Raw genomic sequence first — 22912 nt, 5'->3', positions numbered from 1 at the left:
ATTTGCCTGGCGGCTTTAGCGCGGTGGTCCCACCTGACCCCATGCCGAACTCAGAAGTGAAACGCCGTAGCGCCGATGGTAGTGTGGGGTCTCCCCATGTGAGAGTAGGGAACTGCCAGGCATCAAATTTAGCGTGCTGATATGGCTCAGTTGGTAGAGCGCACCCTTGGTAAGGGTGAGGTCCCCAGTTCGACTCTGGGTATCAGCACCACTTTATACTTAGGTTAAAGTTCGGCAAGAAGTAAAAGAATTTGTCTGGCGGCTTTAGCGCGGTGGTCCCACCTGACCCCATGCCGAACTCAGAAGTGAAACGCCGTAGCGCCGATGGTAGTGTGGGGTCTCCCCATGTGAGAGTAGGGAACTGCCAGACATCAAACAAGTAGAAAGGCCATCCGAAAGGATGGCCTTTTTGCGTTATGCCCTCAGCTAAACCAATTTCCTTATCAGATATTCCAACGAGTGCCGTTAATACCTTACTGACGTATTAAAGCGTCTTAACCCAGCTATAAATGAATTCACGGAATGCATAATGCTTACTCGCAGCAGCGTTAAATCAATTCAGTGATTCAGACTGAGGTTGTATAGGTAAGGAAATAGGGCTATAAAAAAAACAGGATACTGAATCTAAAAATTATCTGATGATATCTGAGAGGGGAAATATACATCCCTTTGATTAGATAAAATAAAAGCGCGGCGATGGCCGCGCTTTTAAAAGTATTATTTAGTCAGGGCGACAATACCGAGAGTCAGGCCAGCTATTGCTGCGGCGCCACCGGCAATCGCACCTGCTGTTTCCCAGTTATCCTGGGTAGTCCCCTTCATACAGGTATTGGTGTGAACCAGTCGCCCCTGATCGTCGTATACCGGTACACAGGGAGAGTCGTGCGCGCAACCAGCAAGCAGCGCAGCGAGAAGTGCAACGGAAAGGAATCTTTTCATGATGTTACCTCAATATGATCGCTTATTCGCTTAAGAGCCGATGCGGCAATTTACGAATTGATGATTATTTTACCACCGCACTAATACCATACAGCACGGGGAATAATCTCAAATTGTGTGGATTGTAAAAATCATGGAGAAAAAAGAGGGGCGTTGATTATTTATGGAGGAAATGTGAAGAGATGTCTTTTTATTAGAATGCTGACAGGAAATAAAAAAGGCACCAGAGGTGCCTTTATGATTTTCATTAATCCTTATGCTTTGTAAACCGTCGCCGGACAACAACGAAGAAAACAGGAACAAAGAAAATGGCCAGCAGAGTGGCTGACAGCATCCCGCCCATCACGCCCGTCCCGACAGCGTTTTGTGCCCCACTACCTGCGCCACTACTGATGACCAGAGGCATAACACCAAGGATAAATGCCAGAGAGGTCATCAGGATAGGGCGCAGACGCATACGTGAGGCTTCCAGCGTGGCTTCAATAATCCCTTTGCCTTCTTTATCCATAAGATCCTTGGCGAACTCAACGATCAGTATGGCGTTTTTGGCTGATAAACCAATTGTCGTAAGCAGACCAACCTGGAAGTAAACGTCATTGTTCAGCCCACGTATTGATGCAGCCAGAAGCGCGCCGATCACCCCCAGGGGCACAACCAGCATGACCGAGAATAGAATTGACCAGCTTTCATAGAGAGCCGCCAGACACAGGAACACCACAATCAGTGAAATGGCATACAGTGCTGGAGCCTGATTTCCGGAAAGACGTTCCTGATAAGACATCCCCGTCCAGTCGTAGCCAATTCCGGAAGGCAGTTTCGACGCAAGGCTTTCCATCATCTCCATTGCCTCACCGGTACTTTTGCCTGGCGCAGACTCACCGAGGATCTCCATTGATGGCATCCCATTGTAACGTTCCAGACGAGGTGAGCCGTACACCCAGTGAGAGCTGCTAAAGGCAGAGAAAGGCACCATTTCGCCGTTAGCACTACGCACATACAGGTCGTTAATATCTCCTGGTAACATACGGAAGCGAGCATCAGCCTGGACATAAACTTTTTTCACGCGTCCATGATCGATAAAGTCGTTCACATAAGTGCCACCCAATGCTGTTGAGATGGTCTGATTGACATCAGATATGCTCACACCCAGCGCCTGGGCCTTCTCCTGGTCGACATCCAGTTTGTACTGTGGCGTATCTTCCAGTCCGTTAGGACGCACGCGGACCAGTAAGTCAGGATGTTCCCTTACCATGCCAAGCAGTTGGTTACGTGCCTGCGTGAGCTGCGTATGTCCCAGGTTTGCCTGGTCAATCAGTTCAAAGTCAAAGCCTGTTGCGGTACCCAGTTCAATAATGGCAGGGAGGTTAAACGGAAATACAAGACCATCTTTGATCTGGCTAAACGCTTTCGTTGCGCGGCTGACAATCGCCTCAACGCCGTTTTCCTTGCCCGGGCGTTCTTCCCATGGCTTCAGGCTGACGAAAGCGATACCGGAGTTCTGCCCCTGCCCGCTAAAGCTAAATCCGTTTACGGTAAAGACCGATTCAACGTTCGCTTTCTCTTTCGTCAGATAATAGTCCTGAACCTGATCGAGTACCTGCTGGGTACGCATCTGCGTCGCCCCTGCCGGCAGCTGAACCATCGTCATAAACACCCCCTGATCCTCTTCCGGCAGGAAGGAGGAAGGCAGGCGCAGGAACAGTACTGCCATGCCGCCGACGATGATGACGTAAACCAGCAGATAGCGTCCGGTCTTACGTAAAATGCCGCTCACGCTGTTGCTGTAGTGCTCCACGCTCTTATCAAAAAGCGCGTTAAACCAGCCGAAGAATCCACCTTTCTTTTCATGATGGTCGCTGGAAACCGGTTTGAGCAGCGTTGCACATAAAGCAGGCGTTAATATCAACGCCACCAGCACCGATAAGGCCATCGCGGAGACAATGGTTAGCGAGAACTGGCGATAGATAGCCCCGGTTGAACCTCCAAAAAATGCCATCGGAATAAACACCGCTGAAAGCACCATGGCAATGCCCACCAGAGCGCCCTGGATTTGCTCCATCGACTTCTGGGTCGCCTCTTTTGGCGGCAGCTTGTCCTCAACCATGACGCGTTCTACGTTCTCAACCACCACGATGGCATCATCGACGAGCAAACCTATCGCCAATACCATCCCGAACATCGTCAGGGTGTTAATGGAGAAACCAAACGCAGCCAGTACTGCAAAGGTACCCAGTAGCACCACGGGCACGGCAATAGTCGGAATAAGGGTCGCCCGCAGGTTTTGCAGGAACAAGTACATCACCAGGAACACGAGAACGATCGCTTCAAACAGCGTCTTCACCACTTCATGGATTGAGATCTTCACGAAAGGTGTGGTGTCGTACGGATAAACGACTTTCAGGCCCTGAGGGAAGAAGGGCTGCAACTGCGCCAGTTTACTCTTAATGGCGGCAGCGGTATCCAGCGCGTTTGCGCCAGTCGCCAGCTTGATCCCGAGCCCCGTTGCTGCCTGGCCATTGATTTTGGTGACCATGTTGTAGTTTTCGCCACCCAGTTCAATGCGGGCCACATCTTTCAGGTGGACCATTGAACCGTCCTGGTTCACCTTCAGCGTCACACGGCCAAACTCCTCCGGCGATTTCAGGCGCGTTTGAGCAATAATTGAGGCGTTCAGTTGCTGCCCTGGTACGGACGGCGTTCCTCCCAACTGGCCCGCAGCAATCTGGTCGTTCTGCGTTTTCAGTTGGTTAATGACATCCAACGGCGTGAGCTGATATTTATTCATCGCGTTGCTGTCCAGCCAGATGCGCATTGCATACTGCGCACCGAACAGCTGCACATCACCGACGCCGGAAGTACGGCTGATCGCATCTTTTACGTTAGAAGCGACATAGTCGGAGATATCATCCTGAGTGAGGTTTTTATTATCCGACACAAATCCCGCGACCAGCAGGAAGCTGCTGCTGGATTTTTCCACGCCGATCCCCTGTTGCTGTACTTCTTGCGGTAGCAGCGGCATAGCGAGCTGGAGTTTGTTCTGAACCTGCACCTGCGCGATGTCAGGATCCGTACCCGACTCGAACGTCAGGGTGATGGTGACGTTACCGGCAGAATCACTGGTGGACGACATGTACATCAGATTGTCGATTCCGTTCATGTTCTGTTCGATAACCTGCGTCACGGTATCCTGGACCGTCTGGGCATCAGCGCCAGGGTAGGTCGCTGTCACCGCAACTGCTGGCGGCGCAATGGTTGGATATTGCGCCACCGGCAGTTTTAAAATGGCCAGCCCGCCCGCAATCATCAGAATGATGGAGAGCACCCAGGCGAAAACAGGCCGTTGAATAAAGAAATTAGCCATCTCGTTATCCCTTAACTGGCTGGAGTCGCGGCGGTATCAGGAATAGCCACGACGGTGACGCCAGGGCGAACTTTTTGCAGGCCGCTGATAATGACGCGGTCGCCATTTTTCAGACCTTCCGTGATCAACCACCGATCGCCAATCGCCTGCGGTGCAACGACAGTGCGAGATTCCACCTGGTTTTTATCGTTTACCACAAGCACGGTTGCATCACCGCGAGGTGTACGGGTTACCCCCTGCTGGGGAACAAGGATGGCATCAGGCTGTGTGCCTTCGTCAATGCGTGCACGGACAAACATACCCGGTAACAGCATATGCTGAGGGTTAGGGAAGAGAGCGCGAAGGGTGATTGAGCCGGTACTTTCATCTACCGTGACATCAGAGAACTGAAGCGTTCCTTTCAGCGGATAAGGCTGGCCATTTTCCATCAGCAACTCAACGCTGCTGGTGTCTCCCTTTTGCAGGCTCGTCTGCTGCTTCAGACGCATAAAATCGCTGCTGGATTGCGTTACATCGACATAAATGGGATCGAGCTGCTGAACTGTCGCCAGTGCGGTTGACTGACCATTAGTGACTAACGCCCCTTCAGTGACGCTGGATTTGCCAATGCGCCCGTTGATTGGCGATGTGACTTTCGTATAAGCAAGATTGATCCGCGCGCTCTCAACGCCAGCTTTCGCGGCAACGACGCTTGCATCCGCCTGCTGGGCGGTTGCCACCGCCTGATCATACTCCTGCTTGCTCACATATTGCGTACCGACCAGCGGAAGGTAACGTTTTACCGTCAGATGGGCTATGTTTGCCGCCGCCTGCGCTTTTACCAGTTCACCTTTCGCATTATCGTAGGCTGCCTGATAGGTGGCCGGATCGATCTGATAAAGTGATTCACCCGCTTTGACGTCGCTGCCTTCGGTAAAATTACGGTGCAGAATGATACCACTTACCTGGGGACGAACCTCCGCTACACGATAAGCGTCAGTTCTGCCTGGCAATTCCGTCGTTACGGCCAGTGGCGCGCTTTTGACAATATGAACACTGACCTGAGGAGCTTGCCCATGCTGCTGTGGGTTTTCTTGCCCATCGCACCCGGCGAGCAGTGCAGCACAGACAATGAAACCGGATAAGGGTAAGCGTCTGAAGTGATTCGTCATTACTGTTCCTTAAACTACCCTTGAACCGATATATGCCATAAGTCGGTGAAAGGGTGTGAGGCAAAAAAAGAAATGTAGCTGCGTATAATAATGAGGGTATTCAAGGTTTTTTAATTTATAAGTGCTGATGGAGGCAATAAAAAGCAAAATCAGATTCTGAATCAGTGTATTCGAAATCCGGCTTCTGTCAGGATAATCAACGGAATACTTATGAGTAAATACAAACTATTTATTTAATGAATTTGATTCGCTCAATTTATTCGTATGAATTATAAATTAAATGAATTGACTTTTTTTGTGCAAAACTAAAACGGGTCATGGTGAATACTTTGACTTACACGACCCTTTAATAACGTTTGATGTCGTATCAACCGTATAAGTAATGAGTAGCAGGCTATGGCGCGTAAAAAGAAAGAAGAGGCTCAAAAGACCCGGCAGCAGCTGATTGAAGCCGCTATCGGGCTATTCGCGACACGTGGCGTGGCTAATACCACGCTTACCGACATCGCCGATGCTGCTCAACTTACTCGCGGGGCGGTTTACTGGCATTTTTCGAGTAAAGCGGAAATATTTAACGCCATCTGGGAACAGCAATTGCCGCTGCGTGAAATGATTCGTGACAGGTTAATACTTTCTGAAAAAGATGACCCTTTGTTAATGCTTCGTGAACAGTTTATTGTCGCGCTGCAATATATTGCGAGCGAGCCACGTCAGTATGCTCTTTTACAAATTCTGTATCATAAGTGTGAATTTCATGACGATGTGATTTCAGAATGTGAAATACGCAAGCGGATCGGTTTAAACGATACTTATCTTCGCAGGACGTTGAGACAATGCGTTGCGCGTAGCATTATTTCTTCCCAAACTAATATTGAACTGGCGCTGATTGTTTTCCACGCATTTTTTAGCGGAGTCATTAAAAACTGGTTAATGGATAGCAACAGTTTTAATCTGTACAAACAGGCGCCGGCGCTGGTGGATAATATTCTTGCGACACTAAATATCACTCGAGTGGCGCCAGTGTTCTACGATACAGCCTCATGATTGCATACGGGATGGTGACATCTCCCCGTGCTGGCACTGTTCCATAATAGCCTGCGCGGTAATCGGTTTGCCCAGCAGATAACCCTGTAGCGTATTGCATCCCAGTTCTGTCAGAAAGGTCTGCTGCGCTGCGGTTTCGACCCCTTCTGCCACGACCTTCAGATTCAGCGTTTTTGCCAGGGCGATAATCGCCGAGACGATCGTCGCATCTTCACTCTCTCCACTTAACTCTTTTACAAAAGCACGATCGATTTTCAACTCGCAGGCAGGGAGTCGCTTAAGATAAAGAAGGCTTGAATAACCTGTACCAAAATCGTCTATCGAGGCTTTTACGCCCGCATCCGTCAGCGCTGTCAGGACACGAACGCTTTCGTCCGGATTGCTCATCGCCGTGGTTTCGGTCACCTCCAGGATCAACATGCCGGGCGGTACGCTATGGCGCGTCAGACAATCGAGAACCGTTTTAACCAGCGACGGCTGTTCGAACTGCAACGTAGAAAGATTCACCGCCATTGACCAGTCCGTGTGGCCCTGAAGGTGCCATTCTCGCAGTTGGCGGCAGGCCTCGTCGATTACCCAGTTTCCAATTGGAATAATCAGCCCGGTTTTCTCTGCAAGCGGTAGAAACAGGTCGGGGGGCAGTAATCCCTGTTTGGGATGCTGCCAGCGTAACAGCGCTTCGAATCCGATGACCGGCCCGGCAGGGGCATGGAATTTAGGTTGATAAAGCAGGCGTAACTCATCACGGTCGATGGCCTGCCACAGATCATTCATCAGCTGTAGATGCGTCTGCGCCAGCGTATTCATTGACGGCTGAAAGAAGTGATAACCGTTGCGACCCATATGTTTCGTGTGGTACATCGCAGCATCAGCGTTAAACATCAGTTCACGATCGGTTTTGCCATCGTGTGGATAGAGCGCAATGCCAATGCTCAGGGTGACCATCAATTCGTAAGGATCGAGATGGAACGGGCTATCAATGACGCGTACCAGTGAATTTGCCAGTGAGGCAGCATCATCCGGGGTAGTGGTTTCGGCCAGCAGGACGAATTCATCCCCACCGATACGCGCCAGCGTGTACTGACCTTTCAACTGCAACAGCAAACGCTGAGTCACCGCAACCAGAAGATTGTCACCGACATCATGACCATAGGCATCGTTGACGGTTTTAAAGCCATCAAGATCCATAAACATCAGCGCGAAAGGGCTTCCTTCGCGATCGGCCTTGCTGATGGCCTGATCGAGGCGATCCTCAAGCAGAATACGATTGGGTAAGCGCGTCAGCGTATCATGCAACGCCAGCTGTGCGAGTTCACGGTTAGCTTCTGCCAGGGATGAGGCCAGCAGCGAGGTACGAGCCTGAAGGCGGGCATCGAACATCGATACCAGCAGCGTAATCCCCAGAATAGCGAGCGCGACCACGCTAACCAGTATCGCCAGCCAGCTCCCGTTAATGCCATGATGGTGGACCATCGTCGACATTGGAAATTGTGCTGCTTCCATGCCGGCGTAATGCATGCCAGCGATAGCGATGCCCATGGTGATCGCCGCCCCCAGACGCATCAACGCCATTCGTGCAGCTTCCTGACGTAAACGGAACGTCAGCCAAAGAGCGGCCAGTGAAGCGGCAAGGGCTATGCCCACAGAGATAGCCATCCACGTTTTATCCCAGACAATACCCGGAGTGACCTCCAGGGCAGCCATACCGGTGTAGTGCATGGTAACTATGCCTGCACCCATCACGACGGCGCCAGGCAGCAGTCGGCGCAAATGTAGCTGCTCGCCGCTAACGAGCCACAGGGCGAACATTGACGAGCTGATGGCGATAATCATCGAAAGCACGGTCAGGGTCGCGTTGTAACTCATGCTCATGGAAAGATCCATCGCCAGCATACCGATGAAATGCATCGCCCACACGCCAATCCCCATCGAAACTCCGCCACCTGCCAGCCAGACGCGTGCAGCGACGCCCTGGCTTCCGGCAACGCGCGCAGCCATATTCAGCGCGGTATAGGCGGCAAGAATGGCGACAATAAAGGAGATGACGACGAGGATTTGGTTGTATTGGCTAACCAGCATGGTCTGTTCACTCGTTGTGAGACGTTAAGCAAGAGCGGTTGGAAAGGGCACAGACATTATCATCGTCAGGAAATGACGAAAAGTGATTTAAGCCCCTGTTTTTATTGGGTGATAACAGAGGGGTACAGGATGGAAGAGGCTAGTCCAGCTCTGAGCAGTTGACCAGTTTTAGCGGGTTCACGGAATTCATATTGCGACATTTATCGGTTTCGGTGCTCATCAGTTCAATCCACTGCATCAGCAGCGCATCGAAAATGAAAACAGAGACAGCAAAAACGACCAGCCACCAGTATTTACGAATCATGTGTCATTCCGCGAAAAGAGAGCCTGTAAGGTGGTGGAAATATACACGAAAAGCGGGCGTTGAAAAGTGGGGAAGGAGAAGGTTTACAAAGCGTTGACGGTCGCTCATCCGTGCAATAAAAAAGGCGCTTCCCCATGCCGAAGAGCGCCTTTTTAAACAAGCATTTAACTGATTAGTATCAGTTCATGCCGTATTTTTTCAATTTCTTACGCAGGGTACCACGGTTGATGCCCATCATCAGGGCAGCGCGGGTTTGATTACCACGGGTGTATTGCATCACCATGTCCAACAGTGGCTGTTCAACTTCAGCCAGTACCAGCTCATACAGGTCATTAACATCCTGACCGTTCAGTTGAGCAAAATAGTTCTTCAGTGCCTGTTTAACCGAGTCACGCAGGGGCTTTTGAGTCACCTGATCCTGAGAGTTAACGGTAGAAACGGTCAGTACGTCAGAATTTACGCGTTGTTCGAACATAGTTCTGTCAGCTCTTTATTTCATTACGCAAGATTTTCGAAGTATGCCTCCAACGCCTCCAGCTGTTCGCTGGCATCCTCAATGGCGTTGAATGTGCGCCGAAACTGGTCATTTGGAGCGTGCTCCTGGAGATACCAGGATACGTGTTTACGCGCAATTCGGTACCCTTTTGCCTGGCCGTAGTGGTCATGCAGTTCCCGAACATGCGAACAAAGCAAGCGCTTAACCTCTGCCAGAGGCAGCGGGGCAAGCAGCTCCCCAGTGTCCAGATAATGCTGGATTTCCCGAAAGATCCAGGGTCTTCCCTGAGCGGCACGTCCTATCATCAGAGCATCAGCTCCCGTATAGTCGAGCACAGCTCTGGCTTTAAGCGGGTCAGTTATGTCGCCATTCGCGATAATCGGAATGGAAACTTTCTGCTTAACTGCCCGAATGCTGTCGTATTCAGCTTCACCGTTGAACAAACAGGCGCGAGTGCGTCCATGAATGGTCAGGGCCTGAATGCCACAGTCTTCGGCCAGTTGGGCAATCTCTACACAGTTACGGTGTTCCGGCGACCAACCCGTGCGAATCTTCAACGTAACAGGAACGTCCACTGCGCTGACAACCGCCGTCAGGATTGACTTCACCTGGTCGGGGTATTGCAGAAGGGCTGAACCTGCAAGCTTGCGATTCACCTTTTTGGCCGGGCAACCCATATTGATATCAATAATCTGGGCGCCACTTTCCACGTTAATACGCGCGGCATCTGCCATCTCTTCAGGCACGCTTCCGGCAATTTGCACGGTGCGGATACCTGGCTCATCCACGTGCACCATCCGAAGGCGGGACTTGTCGCTTTCCCAAACCTGCGGGTTAGACGACATCATCTCGGAAACGGTTAATCCTGCTCCCATCTCGTAGCACAGCGTCCTGAACGGCCGGTCGGTAATACCTGCCATTGGGGCTGCGATCAGGCGATTTCTAAGCTGGTGGTGTCCGATGCGCATGAGTTAAGAAATGACCATACTGTGACTGCAAGGCGGCGTATATTACGCATTTTTTGCACGAGATGAAAGGCCAAACTTTGAACAATCCTCTGTTGTAGATCAAGGAATCGCCAGTCATTCTTTTCGGATAAGATTATTCGCTATTTAAATCATTGTGTTATGAAGAAATGAACATTTTGTGGGCGCTTACAATTTCCCGTAACTTCTCATCATTTCTGAATAAATGAATCAATTAGCCGGGATAATCTGCTGCGATATGCAGCAGATTATGGCGCTTCTTTGCGATCTGCGTCGCATTTCAGCACAGGATATCAGCGCAAAAAATCGGCTTATTCAACAACCAGACGGCCATGAAGCGGCTGAACCGGGCGGCTGTTTTCGTGGTGCATAGTGTGAGTGAATTTTTGCAGCTGTTCAGCAGAGACGGTCAGCGGATGCTTGAGCACCAACCATGTCACCCCTTCTGAGCACGGTGGCGTGGTCAGGGAGCCGCTAAAACGCCAGTAGGTTTTATCCGCAGGCAGTAATTTATTCATATCGAGGGTTGGCTTAATTGTAACGTTCTGGTCAACCTGCCCTGGCATCACGCCCCAGAGTTTATCCAGTGCAGCGTTTGCCGCGCCCTGATCGAACATAACGGCAACGACCGTCAGTTCGCCGTCAGCGTTTTTATGGACCAGATGCATTTCCATTGCGTATTTTTTACCGTGCACCGTGTTTTCGGATGGTGCATGGAAATGGAACTGCTGTAACGTCCAGCGCTGTTTATCAAGCGTGATGCTGTCGCGTGTATCGGCATTTTCACTCGCCTGGATAGTATGGCCGTTGTTTGTCAGAATGACCGGGCCGTCGATATAGTGCGTTTCCAGCGGAGAGATGTGAGCTTTGACCGTATTATCAATGTTAACCGGCGACTGATACATCCCGCTTTTACATGTCTTGTACGCCTCGTCCAGTTCGCCCCAGTGTTCCGGTGCGCCTTCTCCCTGATAGCTCCAGTGTGATGCGTAAGCCGTAGCCGAAATCATGCTCAGCGCCAGCAGCGCTGCCTTGCCTGAAATGTGTTTCATCGTATTCTTCCTGTGAATTTTATTATCCAAATCAATGATTAACATTATGATTTGTGAGGTTATTTTATCGAAGAAAGGATGAAGGGGGGAGAAAAAACCGAAGGGAAAAGGCGTGGTCAGACGACCACGCCAAAGGCTTATTTTTTACGACCGGTGATGCGACACCACTCTTCTTTCTCGACAACCGGGTCGAGCGCAAAGAGATCGGCGTAGGCTTCACAGACGCTGGCTGCCTGGCTGGCAAGGATACCGGACAGGCCCAGCAGACCGCCTTCAACCGGCAGCACGCTGATTAACGGCGCCAGCTCGCGTAACGGGCCAGCCAGGATATTCGCGACCACCACATCGGCTTTCATGGCCTCTGGCTGTGCATCGGGCAGATACAGTTCAAGGCGATCGGAAACGCCATTACGCTCGGCGTTATCACGGCTGGCCTGAATCGCCTGCGGATCGATGTCGATCCCGATGGCTTTTGCCGCGCCCAGTTTCAGCGCCGCGATAGCGAGGATCCCGGATCCGCAACCGAAGTCGATCACGGTTTTGCCTTCCAGATCCAGGCCATCCAGCCATTGCAGGCACAGGGAGGTTGTCGGGTGGGTACCGGTGCCGAACGCCAGACCCGGATCCAGCATTACGTTGACCGCATTTTCATCGGGAACGTCGCGCCAGCTTGGGCAGATCCACAGACGCTGACCAAACTGCATCGGATGGAAGTTGTCCATCCACTCGCGTTCCCAGTCTTTGTCTTCCAGCTGTTCGATTTTATGCGCGAAACCCGCGCCCAGCAGCGGATGGTTTTCCAGAATCGCCACGACCTCTTTCATGTCGGTTTCTGCATCGAACAGGCCGATAACGTCCGTATCACCCCACAGGCGCGTTTCGCCTGGTAGCGGCTCAAAGACCGGCGTGTCATGCGTGTCCTGGAACGTGATAGAGACCGAACCGACCTCCATCAGCGCATCACTCAGTTCTTCGGCGTTCGCGCCGGTTGTGTTCAGTTTCAATTGGATCCACGGCATGGCAAAACTCTTTATTTATCAGTAGAAATCAGGGTGGCGGGTGGAACGGGACGGCCAAAACGGTTACCCACCACAAACGCCAGTAAACTTAACAGTAACGAAGGCACGATCGGGTGAAAGCCAAGATACTGAATTTTCAACGTGGCGAGAACGGCATACAGGACGCCCCCGACAATCATGCCGCTTAATGCACCCGCGGCATTCGCGCGTTCCCAGTACAGCCCCAGCACCAGCGGCCACAGGAAAACGGCTTCCAGCCCGCCAAAGGCGAGCAGGTTCAACCAGATGATCATCTCCGGTGGACGCCACGCGGCCAGCAGCAGCAACGCCCCCAGCACCAGGGTAATCACCGCCGACATGCGCTTGAGGCGTCGCTCATTTTCGACCTGTTCAGGGCGCAAATTCAGATAGAGATCTTTAATGATCGTAGCGGAACTTTGCAGCAACTGAGCGTTGATGGTCGACATAATGGCCGCCATGGGTGCGGCGAGGAAAATTCCGGCGGCAAACGGCGGAAGTACTTTCACCATCAGGGTTGGAATGACCAGATCCGGTACGGTAAGGTCAGGGATCACCGCGCGTCCCAGCGCGCCCGCCAGGTGCATACCAAACATCAGGATTGCCACCACAATTGTCCCGATAATAATCCCGCGGTGTACCGCTTTGCTGTCTTTATATGAGATGCAGCGCACGGCGGTATGCGGCAGGCCAATCACGCCAAAGCACACCAGCACCCAGAACGAGGTCATAAAGGTTGGAGAGAGGATGTCATCCGCCCCCTGCGGCGAGACCAGTTTCGGATCGATCGCTTCCAGGGTTTCAACCGCATGGCTCAGGCCCCCTGCGGCATGCACGATACCCACCAGCAGAACGAGAGTGCCAATAAGCATCACCATTCCCTGCATCGTGTCGTTCAGAACGCTGGCACGGAACCCGCCAAACGCGGTGTACAGCGCGATACTCACACCGAAAATGACCAGACCCGTCTCGTAGGGGATCCCGGCTGCCGTTTCCAGCAGACGTGCGCCGCCGATAAACTGCACCGTCATCGCACCAATAAACGCCACCAGCAGACTCAGGCTTGCCAGCCATACCAGCAAGCGACTCTGATAGCGGGCAAACAGCATATCGTTCAGCGTCACGGCATTGTAGCGACGGGCCAGAATGGCAAACTTTTTACCCAGTATGCCCAGAGAGAGCCAGATGGCAGGCAGCTGGATCATAGCCAGCAGTACCCAGCCCAGTCCGTACTTATAAGCGGCGCCCGGGCCACCGATAAACGAGCTGGCGCTGATGTAAGTAGCGGTCAGCGTCATGGCCAGCACGACGCCACCCATTGAGCGGCTCCCGAGGAAATACTCGTTCAGAAAGGTGCCGGTCGAACGTTTACGCATCGCATAAACCGACAGGCCAAACACCAGGAACAGGTAAGCGACAAGCGGCAGAATGACTTCAAGCTGCATCATCGTCCTCCAGGGAGATATCGCGATAGATGAATTTCACCATCGCCCAGCACAGCACAATAAACACCAGCGGCAGCAGCAGGCAGGCCATTTCAAACCAGTGCGGGAGGCCGGTAATGCCAATCGCTGAATCAGGTAAGTAAGCAGTTACTAACCATGCAGCGAGATAGAGAAGGGTCAGCCACAGCGCCCAGCGCGCTTCTTTATGGGCCTGAACAAAACGTTTGTCCATTTTTTGTCCCTTGTGGATGAAGAAAGCGGGGATTGTACATGATGGGGCTTTGCGATCCCCAGAAATAAAAAAGGCCGGATAATCCGGCCTTTTAGCAACACTGGTCTCTTACTTCTCGTTCAGACCGAGTTTTTTCTCCAGGTAGTGGATGTTAGTACCACCATTCTGGAAGTGCTCGTCGCTCATGATGCGCATCTGGAGATCTACGTTGGTTTTGATCCCGTCGATGATCAGCTCCTGAAGGGCGTTCTTCATGCGGGCAATGGCCACGTCACGGTTTTCGCCGTAGCAGATCAGCTTACCGATCATTGAGTCATAGTACGGCGGTACGGTGTAACCGGCGTAAATATGGGACTCCCAGCGCACACCAAAGCCACCCGGCGCGTGGAAACGCGTGATTTTACCCGGGCTTGGCAGGAAGGTGTTCGGGTCTTCGGCGTTGATACGGCACTCTACCGCATGGCCTTTAACCACAACTTCTTCCTGTTTGATGGACAGCGGCTGACCGGCTGCGATACGCAGCTGTTCTTTGATCAGGTCAACGCCGGTGATCATTTCGGTAACCGGGTGTTCAACCTGAATACGGGTGTTCATCTCAATGAAGTAGAACTCGCCGTTTTCGAACAGGAACTCAAAGGTACCCGCCCCGCGATAGCCGATATCGACACACGCTTTGGCGCAACGCTCACCGATGTAGCGACGCAGTTCCGGCGTAATGCCCGGCGCTGGCGCTTCTTCGACGACTTTCTGGTGACGACGCTGCATGGAGCAGTCACGTTCAGCCAGATAGATCGCGTTGCCCTGACCGTCAGCCAGCACCTGAATTTCGATGTGGCGTGGGTTTTCCAGGTATTTTTCCATGTACACCATGTCATTGCTGAAAGCCGCTTTCGCTTCCGCTTTGGTCATGGAGATGGACTGCGCCAGTTCAGCATCGCTGCGTACAACGCGCATACCGCGACCGCCGCCGCCGCCAGACGCCTTGATGATAACCGGGTAGCCAATGCGTTTAGCATGGGCGCGGTTAGCATCCATATCGTCGGTCAGCGGGCCGTCAGAGCCCGGTACGGTTGGCACGCCGGCTTTTTTCATCGCGGTGATGGCAGACACTTTGTCACCCATCAGGCGAATGGTGTCGGCTTTCGGGCCAATGAAGATAAAGCCAGAGCGTTCAACCTGCTCAGCAAAGTTGGCGTTCTCAGAGAGGAAACCATAACCCGGGTGAATCGCGACCGCGCCAGTGATTTCGGCGGCGCTGATGATAGCCGGGATGTTCAGATAGCTTTTTACGGACGGAGCCGGACCGATACAGACCGTCTCATCCGCCAGCAATACGTGTTTTAAATCGCGATCCGCGCTTGAGTGCACGGCCACGGTCTTGATGCCCAGTTCTTTACAGGCACGAAGAATACGCAGTGCAATCTCGCCACGGTTGGCGATAACAATTTTATCCAGCATGTTCGCCTCGTTACTCGATGACGACCAGCGGCTCGTCAAATTCTACCGGCTGACCACTTTCGACCAGAATCGCTTTCACAGTACCTGATTTGTCTGCTTCGATCTGGTTCATCATTTTCATGGCTTCAACGATGCACAGGGTATCGCCTACGTTGACTTTCTGACCCACTTCGATGAACGCTTTCGCGTCCGGGCTCGGGGTGCGGTAGAAAGTACCAACCATTGGGGAACGTACGATGTGACCACTGATTTCTGCAGCTGCTGCAGGTGCGGCTTCTGCTGCTGGTGCAACGGCTGCGGAGAGCGCAGGCTGCTGCACTGGCGCAGCATAAGCTTGCTGCATTACCGGGAAGCTAGCGGCTGGGGCTGCACGGCTGATGCGTACAGACTCTTCGCCTTCAGAAATTTCCAGTTCGGAGATGCCTGATTCTTCAACCAGCTCGATCAGTTTTTTAATCTTACGAATATCCATGAGTGGGTTCCGTACTCTTGTTTAGTGTGATTGTGACAAGCGTTTTACCGCTGTCTGTAAAGCGTATGAATAGCCGTCTGCACCCAGCCCACATATCACGCCAGCGGCGATATCTGACAAGTAGGAATGGTGGCGGAACGGCTCTCGGGCGTGCACGTTACTCAGGTGGATCTCGATAAACGGGATACTCACCGCGAGCAGTGCGTCGCGTATAGCAACACTGGTGTGCGTAAACGCGGCCGGATTGATCAGGATATAGTCCACAGTGTCTTTAGCCTGATGAATACGGTCGATGATTGCGTACTCCGCGTTTGACTGAAAATGGTCCAAATCCACATTCAGCGAGGCTGCTTCCGTACCCAGACGGTTAACAATTTCGCTCAATGTCAGCGTGCCGTACTTCTCTGGCTCACGGGTGCCGAGCATGTTCAGGTTCGGTCCGTTCAATACTAAAATTTGGAATTTGTCAGCCATTGTGCCGCTATCTCCTGCGATTTTCGGGTAAAAAACAACATATACCCTCAATACGCAATTGTCACCCTTTCAGAGGCCAAAAACCCCTGTCCGGAAAACCGAAGTCGCACATTATAACGATTTCGTAGCATTTGGCAGCTAAATACTGGTCTTATCAGGGAAGATTATCAACCGCTATCCGAAAAAGATTCGCGGCTGATAAATAATCTGCGGGAAAACGCACAGTTTCGTGGACTATCGTACCCACTGGCGGAACTTCTTGTAACGCCATGCTAAAAGGGCCAATGCCAGCAGGGCGTAGATGACCGGCTGAGGAGATAAAATCTTCACCGACCACAGGTAATGGATGGGCGCGAGGATCGCGACAAGATAGACGAAGTTGTGCAGCAGTTGCCAGCGCCGTCCCATTTTTCGCTGCGCGTACTGCGTGGATGTCAGTGTCAGCGCCAGTAAAACCAGCCAGCTTACGATACCCAGCGTCAGATAAGGACGCGTAACCAGTTCGCTGCCAAGGAGTGCCAGGTTGTTAATGCCCAGTTCCAGCAGGGCGTAACTGGTGAGATGCAGCGTCGCCCAGGCAAAACACCATAGCCCCAAAAGCCGACGGGTACGTATTAGCAATGGCTGTTTAGCGTAGCGCGCAAGCGGTGAGACGAGCAAGGTCGCCAGCAAAAATTTCAGAGCCATCCGACCCGTAAAATGCTGAATATCTTTAGCCGGATCGGCACTGAACTGTCCCTGGCTGGCTGCCCAAAAGAGCCAGATAAAGGGGAGCAATCCGGCTAAATGCAGGAGTACCTTCAGCCAGGTTATCTGCTTTGCCGTTAAACGCACTTAGAAGTTCTCCCGTAAATTCAGCCCACGATAGAGGGATGCCACCTCATCTGCATAGCCGTTCAACAGCAGCGTTGGCTGGCGTTTAACATCCAGCGCGCCGCCGGAACCGATAAAACGTTCCGTCGCCTGCGACCAGCGTGGATGATCAACGTGCGGGTTAACGTTGGCAAAAAAACCATACTCATCTGGCGCTGCGAGATTCCAGGTGGTGGGTGGGCGTTCACGGGTGAGCTTAATGCTGACGATCGATTTGATGCCCTTGAAACCGTATTTCCACGGTACGGTCAGGCGAATGGGCGCCCCGTTTTGCGGCGGCAGCGCTTTGCCGTAAACCCCGACGGTGAGCAGCGTAAGCGGATGCATGGCTTCGTCGAGACGTAAACCTTCAACGTAGGGATACTCCAGCCCGCCGCCGATAAACCGATCCTTCTGGCCTGGCATCTCGTCCGGGGCATAGCGCGTCTGGAAGGAAACATACTTCGCGTTGCTGGTGGGCTCAACCAGCGCCAGCAGTTTATGCAAAGGGAAACCTACCCACGGCACCACCATCGACCAGGCTTCCACACAGCGCATACGGTAAATGCGTTCTTCAAGTGGGAAGCGGGTGGTGAGGTCATGATGATCCAGCGTCAGCGGCTTTGCCACTTCGCCATCAATCTTCAGCGTCCAGGGATCGGTTTTCATGCTCCCGGCGTTGGCGGCAGGATCGGCCTTATCAAGGCCAAACTCATAGAAGTTGTTATAGCCGGTGACTTTATCTTCCGGCGTCAACGTCAGTTTATTCTGCCATTGCGCCGGTTTGGTGAAGTTAAGCGGTGCGCCAGAGGGGGCTTTCGGGCGGTCATTGCCCTTAAACCAGTCGAGCAGATCGGCGTGGGCCGCAGGGGTGAGCGTCAGGGCAGTGGCGCTGATGCCAAGCATTTTCAGGATCTGGCGACGCTGTAGCATAAAGACAGACTCGGACGTTACGTCTGCTTCCGTCAGTTTTCGGGTTTTCATGGCATCCTCCGTCAGGCGTTTTTCTAAGCATGACGGAGGAGGAGGGTTAGCGCGAATATGTCACGAAAATTTGAAGATTAGGCGATTTTAACCAGCGCACGACCGTGGAACTGGTTGTCCATGATTTTATTGGCGTACTCTGGCGCCTGGCTCAGGGTAATCTCAGTGGCGCTCTGCTCATAGAATGAGGCTGGCAGATCCCGCGCCAGACGTTCCCAGGCCTCAGCCCGCCGCTCGGCTGGGGTCATGACCGAATCGACACCCTGAAGACGCACGTTACGCAGAATAAATGGCATCACCGTCGTCGGCAGGGCAAAACCACCCGCCAGACCACAGGCCGCCACGCAGCCACCGTAATTCATTTGCGCCAGCACCTTCGCCAGCACTTTGTCGCCGACGGTATCTACAGCGCCAGCCCAGACCTGTTTTTCAAGCGGACGGGTCTCGGCGAATTCGTCGCGGCTCAGAATACGGCTTGCGCCCAACTGACGTAGATAATCATGCGTACTTTCGCGGCCAGAGACGGCGGCGACCTGGTACCCCAGCTTGTGCAGCAGCGTGACGGCCGTGCTGCCCACGCCACCGCTGGCGCCGGTCACGACAATTTCGCCAGAGTCAGGACGGATCCCGGCCTCTTCCAGCGCCATCACGCAGAGCATGGCGGTGAAACCTGCCGTGCCGACGATCATCGCCTTACGGCCGTCCAGGCCTTTCGGCATCGGGACCAGCCAGTCACCTTTTACGCGCGCCTGCGCTGCCAGTCCTCCCCAGTGGTTTTCACCTACGCCCCAGCCGGTGAGCAGCACCTGCTGTCCGGCGTGAAAACGCGGATCTTCACTGGTATGCACGCGTCCAGCCAAGTCGATGCCTGGCACCATTGGGAAATTTCGGATGATTTTACCTTTTCCCGTAATGGCCAGTGCATCTTTATAGTTCAGGCTTGACCAGTCGATATCTACGGTCACGTCGCCCTCCGGCAGGCGGCTCTCGTCAATGGCTTGCACCGAGGCAACGGTTTTGCCGTCCTGCTGTTCTAAGATCAAAGCCTGCATACAGGGTCCTCACTAGGATTGATGATGGGAAAATATGTACTGAAGACTATACTCGCTCAATGAAACGCAGTGCCGATTTAACGCAATAAATTGCCAGATACACCAGGTTTGGTAGTATGCCGCATTTGAAATGCAAGTTAGCGCTCACTTGCGACCCCTTAAACCCACGGAGTAATCTCAAGGATGCGATTAACGACGAAGTTCTCAGCTTTTATCACCTTGCTGACGGGACTGACCATATTTGTCACGCTAATCGGCTGCTCGCTGAGCTTTTATAATGCCATCCAGGATAAGCTGGTTAACCGGGTAGAATCGGTTGCATCGGTTATCGACACTCGCCTGATTACAACCTCCTTCCCGGCACTTTCGCGTGAACTGGATGAGTTAATGGTGCCTGTGGATATCGTGCAGATCGACATTAAACAGGGGAAGCAGACCGTTTTCAGCCATACCCGTCAGGGCAGCTACCGTCCTGCCGGCACGGTAGATCAGTATCGGGACATAACGGTACGCTCACTTAAACATCCGGGTATGACAATCCATCTGATGTACCAGGATCCGATGAGCAACTATTTACGCTCGCTCATGACCACCGCGCCCTTAACCATCGCCGTTGCCTTGATCGTCCTGCTGATTTTCCTCGCCGTTCGCTGGCAGCGTCGTCAACTTTCCGGCCAGGAACTGCTGGAAACACGCTCGGTGCGAATACTGAATGGCGAGCGGGGTCCGCAGGTACGGGGATCGGTTTATGAATGGCCATCACGTACCAGTAGCGCCCTGGACGTGCTGCTCTCCGAAATCCAGTTTGCCAGCGATCAGCGTAGCCGTATGGACACGTTGATTCGCTCCTACGCCGCGCAGGATAACAAAACGGGCCTTAACAACCGTCTCTTCTTTGATAATCAGCTGGCTACGCTTCTTGATGACCCCGAAAAGGTGGGGACGCATGGCGTGGTAATGATGATTCGCCTGCCCGACTTCGATCTGCTCCGTGATACCTGGGGCCAGCGCGTGGCGGAAGAGAACCTCTTCACGCTGATTAACCTGCTGTCCACCTTTATTATGCGCTACCCCGGCGCGTTACTGGCACGCTACCACCGCAGCGACTTTGCCGTCTTGCTGCCGCATCGCACCTTAAAGGAGTCCGAGAGTATCGCCAGCCAGCTGTTGAAAGCCGTCGATGCGCTACCCCAGAGCAAAATGCTCGACCGCGACGACATGGTGCATATGGGCATCTGTGCCTGGCGCGGCGGTCAGTCGACGGAGCAGGTGATGGAACATGCAGAAGCGGCCACGCGCAACGCCGTATTGCAGGGGGCGAACGGCTGGGCGGTCTATGATGATACGCTACCGGAAAAAGGGCGCGGCAACGTACGCTGGCGAACCCTGATTGAACAGATGCTGAGCCGGGGTGGACCGCGCATCTATCAAAAACCGGCGGTCATAAAAAATGGTCATGTCCATCATCGTGAGCTGATGTGCCGTATTTTTGATGGGACCGAGGAGGTTATCTCCGCAGAGTATTTGCCGATGGTGCTGCAATTCGGATTGTCCGAAGAGTATGACCGCCAGCAAATCACCCGCCTCATTCCGTTTTTATCGTACTGGCCTGAAGAAAATCTGGCTTTACAGGTGACCGTCGAATCGCTGATCCGTCCGCGTTTTCAGCGTTGGTTACGTGACACGTTAATGCAATGCGAAAAATCGCAACGCAAACGCATTATTTTTGAACTTGCAGAGGCAGATGTAGGTCAACACATCAGCCGGTTGCGCTCGGTTGTGCGTTTAATCAATGCGCTTGGGGCTCGCGTGGCGGTAACACAGGCGGGTCTTACCCTGGTCAGCACCAGCTGGATCAAAGAGCTGGATGTCGAATTATTGAAGCTGCATCCGGGTCTGGTAAGGAATATCGAAAAGCGCACGGAAAACCAGCTGCTGGTACAAAGCCTGGTGGAGGCGTGCAAAGGAACGCAAACGCAAGTATTTGCCGCAGGCGTACGTTCACGCAGTGAATGGCAGATGTTGACAGAGCGCGGCGTGACGGGCGGTCAGGGGGATTTTTTTGCCGCCTCTCAGCCGCTTGACACCAATGTGAAAAAATATTTGCAAAGATACTCTGTTTGACCTGCCGTTTACTTTGTTTTCACGTAGAATATCGCGCCTGTAGCTTTGAGTAAGACGAGCATAAAAGCCAGTGAACGACCTTTTATAGGTTACAAGTGAAAGTGAGGGACGCTGCTGTTTACTCAGCCCTGAGGGATTCAGGGGATGAATTTGTAACAAAGGAAACGTGCTGCACTAATTTTCACCGTAGCAGACGATTTTTGCGCCTTGTCGCTGCTGCGTGTGGTTGGTAAAGTAAGCGGATTTTGTTTTCCGCCCCAGCTTTCAGGATTATCCCTTAGTATGTTGAAAAAATTTCGTGGCATGTTTTCCAATGACCTGTCCATTGACCTGGGTACCGCGAATACCCTTATCTATGTAAAAGGACAAGGCATCGTATTGAATGAGCCTTCCGTTGTGGCCATTCGTCAGGATCGTGCTGGCTCGCCAAAAAGCGTGGCCGCAGTAGGCCATGATGCGAAGCAGATGCTGGGCCGTACGCCGGGCAACATTGCCGCGATCCGCCCAATGAAAGATGGCGTTATTGCTGACTTCTTCGTGACCGAAAAAATGCTTCAGCACTTCATCAAGCAGGTTCATAGCAACAGCTTTATGCGCCCAAGCCCGCGCGTACTGGTGTGTGTGCCGGTTGGCGCAACCCAGGTTGAACGCCGTGCAATCCGTGAATCCGCTCAGGGTGCCGGTGCGCGTGAAGTGTTCCTGATTGAAGAACCGATGGCTGCGGCAATTGGTGCGGGTCTGCCGGTTTCTGAAGCAACCGGTTCTATGGTGGTGGATATCGGTGGCGGTACCACTGAAGTGGCCGTTATCTCCCTGAACGGCGTGGTGTACTCCTCTTCCGTGCGTATCGGCGGGGACCGTTTCGACGAAGCCATCATCAATTACGTTCGCCGTAACTACGGCTCTCTGATCGGTGAAGCGACCGCAGAGCGCATCAAGCATGAAATCGGTTCTGCCTATCCGGGTGATGAAGTTCGCGAGATCGAAGTTCGCGGTCGTAACCTGGCAGAAGGCGTGCCACGCGGATTCACCCTGAACTCCAACGAAATCCTCGAAGCGTTGCAGGAGCCGCTGACCGGCATCGTGAGCGCGGTGATGGTAGCGCTGGAACAGTGCCCGCCAGAGCTGGCCTCCGATATCTCCGAGCGCGGTATGGTTCTGACCGGTGGTGGTGCGCTGCTGCGTAACCTCGACCGCCTGTTAATGGAAGAGACAGGTATTCCTGTCGTAGTTGCAGAAGATCCACTGACTTGCGTCGCCCGTGGTGGTGGCAAGGCGCTGGAAATGATCGACATGCACGGCGGCGACTTGTTTAGCGAAGAGTAGTCGGGTGTGAGAGGGTAGCAAATGGCTACCCTTTCTCTCTGACG

At 52.9% G+C, this 22912-nt stretch carries 20 protein-coding genes, 1 tRNA gene and 2 rRNA genes; 6 read left to right on the top strand and 17 right to left on the bottom strand.

Going from position 1 to position 22912, the window contains the following annotated elements:
• Nucleotides 1-5: 5 nt before the first annotated feature.
• The 3 genes from rrf (ACOTXC_RS21190) (at nt 6) to rrf (ACOTXC_RS21180) (ending at nt 370) form a co-directional block, all read left to right on the top strand.
• Nucleotides 6-121 (top strand): 5S ribosomal RNA (rrf, locus tag ACOTXC_RS21190).
• A gap of 14 nt (nt 122-135) precedes the next feature.
• Nucleotides 136-211: transfer RNA gene (locus ACOTXC_RS21185), tRNA-Thr, on the top strand.
• 43 nt (nt 212-254) lie between these two features.
• Nucleotides 255-370: ribosomal RNA gene (rrf, locus tag ACOTXC_RS21180) — 5S ribosomal RNA — on the top strand.
• Nucleotides 371-717: 347 nt separating this feature from the next.
• On the opposite strand, the gene ACOTXC_RS21175 is transcribed toward rrf (ACOTXC_RS21180), so the two are convergent.
• From ACOTXC_RS21175 to ACOTXC_RS21165, 3 genes are all read right to left on the bottom strand, one after another.
• The gene (locus tag ACOTXC_RS21175; protein ID WP_003860364.1) at nt 718-939 is read right to left on the bottom strand and encodes a lipoprotein; all 222 of its coding nucleotides are present in this window, start codon (nt 937-939) and stop codon (nt 718-720) included.
• A 247-nt stretch (nt 940-1186) separates the two neighbouring features.
• Complete coding sequence (locus tag ACOTXC_RS21170) at nt 1187-4300, bottom strand: efflux RND transporter permease subunit (protein WP_421767948.1); 3114 nt, start codon at nt 4298-4300, stop codon at nt 1187-1189.
• An 11-nt stretch (nt 4301-4311) separates the two neighbouring features.
• Nucleotides 4312-5451, bottom strand: coding sequence for an efflux RND transporter periplasmic adaptor subunit (locus tag ACOTXC_RS21165; RefSeq protein ID WP_023298751.1), 1140 nt, complete (start codon nt 5449-5451; stop codon nt 4312-4314).
• A gap of 396 nt (nt 5452-5847) precedes the next feature.
• Between ACOTXC_RS21165 and envR the strand changes: the two genes are divergently transcribed.
• Nucleotides 5848-6495, top strand: a complete 648-nt coding sequence (envR, locus tag ACOTXC_RS21160) for an acrEF/envCD operon transcriptional regulator (protein ID WP_022649574.1) — start codon at nt 5848-5850, stop codon at nt 6493-6495.
• Here envR and ACOTXC_RS21155 read toward each other — a convergent pair.
• The 14 genes from ACOTXC_RS21155 to ACOTXC_RS21090 all read right to left on the bottom strand — a co-directional run bounded on the left by ACOTXC_RS21155 (nt 6490) and on the right by ACOTXC_RS21090 (nt 19418).
• Nucleotides 6490-8574 carry a putative bifunctional diguanylate cyclase/phosphodiesterase gene (locus tag ACOTXC_RS21155; RefSeq protein ID WP_126292135.1) on the bottom strand — a complete coding sequence of 695 codons (2085 nt, stop codon included), beginning with the start codon at nt 8572-8574 and terminating at the stop codon, nt 6490-6492. The two genes, envR and ACOTXC_RS21155, sit on opposite strands and share 6 nt — an antisense overlap.
• A 139-nt stretch (nt 8575-8713) precedes the next feature.
• Nucleotides 8714-8878 carry a DUF2556 family protein gene (locus ACOTXC_RS21150; protein ID WP_003860373.1) on the bottom strand — a complete coding sequence of 55 codons (165 nt, stop codon included), beginning with the start codon at nt 8876-8878 and terminating at the stop codon, nt 8714-8716.
• A 178-nt stretch (nt 8879-9056) separates the two neighbouring features.
• Nucleotides 9057-9353: a DNA-binding transcriptional regulator Fis gene (gene fis / locus ACOTXC_RS21145; protein WP_000462905.1), complete on the bottom strand. Its 297-nt coding sequence runs from the start codon at nt 9351-9353 to the stop codon at nt 9057-9059.
• Nucleotides 9354-9376: 23 nt separating this feature from the next.
• Nucleotides 9377-10342, bottom strand: coding sequence for a tRNA dihydrouridine synthase DusB (gene dusB / locus ACOTXC_RS21140; protein ID WP_006812176.1), 966 nt, complete (start codon nt 10340-10342; stop codon nt 9377-9379).
• Between the two features lie 329 nt (nt 10343-10671).
• A complete protein-coding gene (locus ACOTXC_RS21135) occupies nt 10672-11412 on the bottom strand; it encodes a carbonic anhydrase (protein ID WP_421767947.1) in 741 nt (246 codons plus the stop codon).
• 137 nt (nt 11413-11549) lie between these two features.
• Entirely contained in the window at nt 11550-12431 is an 882-nt protein-coding gene (prmA, locus tag ACOTXC_RS21130; RefSeq protein WP_058646881.1) for a 50S ribosomal protein L11 methyltransferase, read from the bottom strand.
• Nucleotides 12432-12442: 11 nt separating this feature from the next.
• Nucleotides 12443-13894, bottom strand: a complete 1452-nt coding sequence (gene panF, locus ACOTXC_RS21125) for a sodium/pantothenate symporter (protein WP_022649570.1) — start codon at nt 13892-13894, stop codon at nt 12443-12445.
• Nucleotides 13884-14126, bottom strand: coding sequence for a YhdT family protein (locus ACOTXC_RS21120; protein WP_022649569.1), 243 nt, complete (start codon nt 14124-14126; stop codon nt 13884-13886). The genes panF and ACOTXC_RS21120 overlap by 11 nt, the downstream gene beginning before the upstream one ends.
• 108 nt (nt 14127-14234) lie before the next feature.
• A complete protein-coding gene (gene accC / locus ACOTXC_RS21115) occupies nt 14235-15584 on the bottom strand; it encodes an acetyl-CoA carboxylase biotin carboxylase subunit (protein WP_003860388.1) in 1350 nt (449 codons plus the stop codon).
• Nucleotides 15585-15594: 10 nt separating this feature from the next.
• Nucleotides 15595-16056 (bottom strand): acetyl-CoA carboxylase biotin carboxyl carrier protein, encoded by a 462-nt coding sequence (gene accB / locus ACOTXC_RS21110; RefSeq protein WP_010436174.1) that lies wholly within the window; start codon nt 16054-16056, stop codon nt 15595-15597.
• Between the two features lie 21 nt (nt 16057-16077).
• Entirely contained in the window at nt 16078-16530 is a 453-nt protein-coding gene (gene aroQ, locus ACOTXC_RS21105; RefSeq protein ID WP_022649568.1) for a type II 3-dehydroquinate dehydratase, read from the bottom strand.
• A gap of 234 nt (nt 16531-16764) precedes the next feature.
• Nucleotides 16765-17364, bottom strand: a complete 600-nt coding sequence (gene msrQ, locus ACOTXC_RS21100) for a protein-methionine-sulfoxide reductase heme-binding subunit MsrQ (protein WP_022649567.1) — start codon at nt 17362-17364, stop codon at nt 16765-16767.
• Complete coding sequence (gene msrP / locus ACOTXC_RS21095) at nt 17365-18366, bottom strand: protein-methionine-sulfoxide reductase catalytic subunit MsrP (protein ID WP_126490710.1); 1002 nt, start codon at nt 18364-18366, stop codon at nt 17365-17367. It abuts the gene before it with no gap.
• Nucleotides 18367-18443: 77 nt separating this feature from the next.
• Nucleotides 18444-19418, bottom strand: a complete 975-nt coding sequence (locus tag ACOTXC_RS21090) for an MDR family oxidoreductase (protein WP_023298743.1) — start codon at nt 19416-19418, stop codon at nt 18444-18446.
• A gap of 183 nt (nt 19419-19601) precedes the next feature.
• Between ACOTXC_RS21090 and csrD the strand changes: the two genes are divergently transcribed.
• Together csrD and mreB are read left to right on the top strand one after the other, a co-directional pair.
• Nucleotides 19602-21542, top strand: a complete 1941-nt coding sequence (gene csrD, locus ACOTXC_RS21085; protein WP_022649564.1) for an RNase E specificity factor CsrD — start codon at nt 19602-19604, stop codon at nt 21540-21542.
• A 282-nt stretch (nt 21543-21824) separates the two neighbouring features.
• Nucleotides 21825-22868 carry a rod shape-determining protein MreB gene (gene mreB / locus ACOTXC_RS21080; RefSeq protein WP_000913396.1) on the top strand — a complete coding sequence of 348 codons (1044 nt, stop codon included), beginning with the start codon at nt 21825-21827 and terminating at the stop codon, nt 22866-22868.
• Nucleotides 22869-22912 lie beyond the last annotated feature (44 nt).

Source organism: Enterobacter cloacae complex sp. IR5428 (assembly GCF_049238585.1).
GTDB classification, from domain to species: Bacteria; Pseudomonadota; Gammaproteobacteria; order Enterobacterales; family Enterobacteriaceae; genus Enterobacter; species Enterobacter intestinihominis.
The sequence above is the reverse complement of the archived record's forward strand: the minus strand, read 5'-3'. Positions and strand labels throughout refer to the sequence as shown.

Coding starts and splice junctions, on each gene's coding strand:
- ACOTXC_RS21175 (WP_003860364.1), bottom strand. CDS start 939: ATGAAAAGATTCCTTTCCGTTGCACTTCTCGCTGCGCTGCTTGCTGGT.
- ACOTXC_RS21170 (WP_421767948.1), bottom strand. CDS start 4,300: ATGGCTAATTTCTTTATTCAACGGCCTGTTTTCGCCTGGGTGCTCTCC.
- ACOTXC_RS21165 (WP_023298751.1), bottom strand. CDS start 5,451: ATGACGAATCACTTCAGACGCTTACCCTTATCCGGTTTCATTGTCTGT.
- envR (WP_022649574.1), top strand. CDS start 5,848: ATGGCGCGTAAAAAGAAAGAAGAGGCTCAAAAGACCCGGCAGCAGCTG.
- ACOTXC_RS21155 (WP_126292135.1), bottom strand. CDS start 8,574: ATGCTGGTTAGCCAATACAACCAAATCCTCGTCGTCATCTCCTTTATT.
- ACOTXC_RS21150 (WP_003860373.1), bottom strand. CDS start 8,878: ATGATTCGTAAATACTGGTGGCTGGTCGTTTTTGCTGTCTCTGTTTTC.
- fis (WP_000462905.1), bottom strand. CDS start 9,353: ATGTTCGAACAACGCGTAAATTCTGACGTACTGACCGTTTCTACCGTT.
- dusB (WP_006812176.1), bottom strand. CDS start 10,342: ATGCGCATCGGACACCACCAGCTTAGAAATCGCCTGATCGCAGCCCCA.
- ACOTXC_RS21135 (WP_421767947.1), bottom strand. CDS start 11,412: ATGAAACACATTTCAGGCAAGGCAGCGCTGCTGGCGCTGAGCATGATT.
- prmA (WP_058646881.1), bottom strand. CDS start 12,431: ATGCCGTGGATCCAATTGAAACTGAACACAACCGGCGCGAACGCCGAA.
- panF (WP_022649570.1), bottom strand. CDS start 13,894: ATGCAGCTTGAAGTCATTCTGCCGCTTGTCGCTTACCTGTTCCTGGTG.
- ACOTXC_RS21120 (WP_022649569.1), bottom strand. CDS start 14,126: ATGGACAAACGTTTTGTTCAGGCCCATAAAGAAGCGCGCTGGGCGCTG.
- accC (WP_003860388.1), bottom strand. CDS start 15,584: ATGCTGGATAAAATTGTTATCGCCAACCGTGGCGAGATTGCACTGCGT.
- accB (WP_010436174.1), bottom strand. CDS start 16,056: ATGGATATTCGTAAGATTAAAAAACTGATCGAGCTGGTTGAAGAATCA.
- aroQ (WP_022649568.1), bottom strand. CDS start 16,530: ATGGCTGACAAATTCCAAATTTTAGTATTGAACGGACCGAACCTGAAC.
- msrP (WP_126490710.1), bottom strand. CDS start 18,366: ATGAAAACCCGAAAACTGACGGAAGCAGACGTAACGTCCGAGTCTGTC.
- ACOTXC_RS21090 (WP_023298743.1), bottom strand. CDS start 19,418: ATGCAGGCTTTGATCTTAGAACAGCAGGACGGCAAAACCGTTGCCTCG.
- csrD (WP_022649564.1), top strand. CDS start 19,602: ATGCGATTAACGACGAAGTTCTCAGCTTTTATCACCTTGCTGACGGGA.
- mreB (WP_000913396.1), top strand. CDS start 21,825: ATGTTGAAAAAATTTCGTGGCATGTTTTCCAATGACCTGTCCATTGAC.